Source organism: Phenylobacterium sp., assembly GCF_036263695.1.
In the GTDB taxonomy this organism is placed as follows: domain Bacteria; phylum Pseudomonadota; class Alphaproteobacteria; order Caulobacterales; family Caulobacteraceae; genus Phenylobacterium.
In genome coordinates, this window is the sequence record NZ_DATAGM010000460.1 from 1 (window position 1) to 2,112 (window position 2,112).

Consider the following 2,112-nt stretch of genomic DNA (forward strand, 5'->3'; position numbering starts at 1 on the left):
GCGCGAAGCTGAACAACAGGCAACGCCGCGCTCCGGGCGCGTTCAGGCGAGGGGGCGCCTTCTGTCGCCGTCGCTCGCTTGCGACAGCCAGTACCGGAGTCCCACAACAATGAAGCGTTTCCTCCTCAGCCTCGCCGCCGCCGCGACCCTGGTGGTCGCCGTCCCCGTCACCGCCAGCGCCGCGCCGTGGCAGTCGGTGAACCAACGCCAGGACAACATCGAGCGGCGAATCGACCAGGGCGTGCGCAAGGGCGACCTGACCCGAGCCGAGGCCCAGCGGCTGCGCGGCCAGTTCCGCGAGCTGGCCCAGCTGGAGCGGCAGTACCGGCGCTCGGGCGGCGGCCTCTCGGTCCGCGAGCGCGAGGAGCTCGACCGTCGCTTCGACCGGCTGAGCCAGCACGTCTACGCCCAGCGGCACGACCACCAGGAGCGCCGCTACTAGGCCTCGTTCGCATTTCTTCCTGAGCAACTCGCCCCGGCTTCCCTCCCGAGCCGGGGCTTTTCTTTTCAGGCCTCTGGCGCGCGCATGCGAAAGCCCTCGCGGCCTGGGGCGCGAGGGCTTGCAGATAGGACAGGGCGGTCTTTCGGCCGCCGAGGAGATCGCGCGTCGGCGATCAGTCCTCGTCGTTGGCCGCGGGCTCGCCGGAGGCGGGCTCCGCAGCGGCGCGTTCGCGTTCCTTGAGCTCGCGCTTGGCGGCGGCCTTCTCGGCCGTCTTCACGGCCTTGAGGCGGTCGCGCTCGCGGCGCTCGAATTGGTAGTTGGGCTTCTTGGCCATCTCAGCCTCCGATATGCCGCGACGGCTTGGGGTTACTTTCGGGCTTTGCGGGCCGCGTAGCGGGCGTCCCGCTTGGCTTTGGCGTCGGCCTTGCTCAGCGCCTGGCGCTCCTTGCGCTGGCCGCGCTTGGCGTCCAGGGCGGCGGCTTCAGCCGCGGCGGCCTCGGCGCGGATCGCCTCTTCGGCGTCGGCGGCGGCCTGTTTCTTGTCCGCCTTGGCCTGAGTGCGGGCCTCACGGACCTGGTCGAGCTCTGCGGCGCGCTGGGCGTTCCGCTCGTCGAAGTTAGGGTCGGTGACGGTGGGCTTGGGCTTGAAGCCGGCCAGCAGGGCCTTCTTGGCCTCGGCGGCGGTCTTCAGCCGATCGGCGAAACCGGTGTCGTGCGTGGAGTTCATTCGACCTCTTGGGGCTGTTCGCTCGGCGCTTTGAACGAGGCGGCGCAGATCGCCTCCAGATGCCCGCGGATCGACCGCGAACCGAGGAGGGCGTCGACGGCGCGGCAGCCCTCGTCCTTCAGCCGCTGCTGCAGCCGGGCGAAGTCCTGGCACTGACCCGAGCGGGCCAGCGCGTAGGCGCGTTCGATGGTGGATTGAGACATCGGTGCTCTCGTCGTCCATTCGGGGCCGGCGTCGCCGCCGGCCCCGTCCGGGTCAGGCCTTTAGGCCGCCTGAAGTTGGCTCGCGGACATCTTGCCGCTGCGCTGGTCGCGCTCGAGCTCGTAGCCGATCTTTTGGCCTTCATGGATCGAGCCGAGGCTCGAACGTTCGACGGCCGAGATGTGGACGAACACGTCCGGTCCACCGGCGTCAGGTTGGATGAAGCCGAAGCCCTTGGTGGCGTTGAACCACTTCACGGTGCCAGTCGTCATGGGGAATCACCTTTCGGGTGCAAGAATTCGCTCGCGCCAGATGACGCGGACGATCAAATTGTCGGAAAGGGTCTTGGTAGGCCCGGAGCTCGATCCGAAGAACAAGCGTAGAGAGCAACCGAAGCCAATGCGATATTCGATAGGGGGATACTGACACACAAATCCGACGAACGCCAGGAAATTCCCCGAAAATCTCTCAAGGGCCTGAGCACGCACGGTTAATCTGCTTGAGCTTGGCGCGTCTTGGACGGTCCGACTGACGAGCGCTAGCGGCCTCCCTTCGGGCGCGGCGAGAGGCCGCTGCGCCCAAATGCCAAGGACCCTCAGCGCCCCGCCCCGCGGTAGGGGGAGAACGCCGGTCAGGCCCCCAAAGACACCCCAGGAGCACCCCAGTGGACCCACTGCGCGAGACGCCGTTCGACAGCTTTTTCATGGGCGGCTTCGATTGCGCGACCCAGCGCCGGCGGGACG

Annotated in this window: 5 protein-coding genes; 1 reads left to right on the forward strand and 4 read right to left on the reverse strand. The window is 68.0% G+C overall.

Annotated elements, in window-relative coordinates; translation table 11 throughout:
* Window positions 1-109: 109 nt before the first annotated feature.
* Window positions 110-442 carry a hypothetical protein gene (locus VHK87_RS18505; RefSeq protein WP_329636368.1) on the forward strand — a complete coding sequence of 111 codons (333 nt, stop codon included), beginning with the start codon at window positions 110-112 and terminating at the stop codon, window positions 440-442.
* A 172-nt stretch (window positions 443-614) separates the two neighbouring features.
* Here VHK87_RS18505 and VHK87_RS18510 read toward each other — a convergent pair whose 3' ends face one another.
* The 4 genes from VHK87_RS18510 to VHK87_RS18525 are packed head-to-tail and all read right to left on the reverse strand — an operon-like array spanning window position 615 to window position 1,641.
* Entirely contained in the window at window positions 615-776 is a 162-nt protein-coding gene (locus VHK87_RS18510; protein WP_329636369.1) for a hypothetical protein, read from the reverse strand.
* Window positions 777-808: 32 nt separating this feature from the next.
* Window positions 809-1,168 (reverse strand): DUF6481 family protein, encoded by a 360-nt coding sequence (locus VHK87_RS18515; protein ID WP_329636370.1) that lies wholly within the window; start codon window positions 1,166-1,168, stop codon window positions 809-811.
* Window positions 1,165-1,371 carry a hypothetical protein gene (locus tag VHK87_RS18520; protein WP_329636371.1) on the reverse strand — a complete coding sequence of 69 codons (207 nt, stop codon included), beginning with the start codon at window positions 1,369-1,371 and terminating at the stop codon, window positions 1,165-1,167. The genes VHK87_RS18515 and VHK87_RS18520 overlap by 4 nt, the downstream gene beginning before the upstream one ends.
* A gap of 60 nt (window positions 1,372-1,431) precedes the next feature.
* Window positions 1,432-1,641, reverse strand: coding sequence for a cold-shock protein (locus tag VHK87_RS18525; protein WP_329636372.1), 210 nt, complete (start codon window positions 1,639-1,641; stop codon window positions 1,432-1,434).
* Window positions 1,642-2,112: the final 471 nt, after the last annotated feature.

What these genes read in the sequence shown, in the direction of transcription:
- VHK87_RS18505 (WP_329636368.1), top strand. Translation starts at nt 110, where the DNA reads ATGAAGCGTTTCCTCCTCAGCCTCGCCGCCGCCGCGACCCTGGTGGTC.
- VHK87_RS18510 (WP_329636369.1), bottom strand. Translation starts at nt 776, where the DNA reads ATGGCCAAGAAGCCCAACTACCAATTCGAGCGCCGCGAGCGCGACCGC.
- VHK87_RS18515 (WP_329636370.1), bottom strand. Translation starts at nt 1,168, where the DNA reads ATGAACTCCACGCACGACACCGGTTTCGCCGATCGGCTGAAGACCGCC.
- VHK87_RS18520 (WP_329636371.1), bottom strand. Translation starts at nt 1,371, where the DNA reads ATGTCTCAATCCACCATCGAACGCGCCTACGCGCTGGCCCGCTCGGGT.
- VHK87_RS18525 (WP_329636372.1), bottom strand. Translation starts at nt 1,641, where the DNA reads ATGACGACTGGCACCGTGAAGTGGTTCAACGCCACCAAGGGCTTCGGC.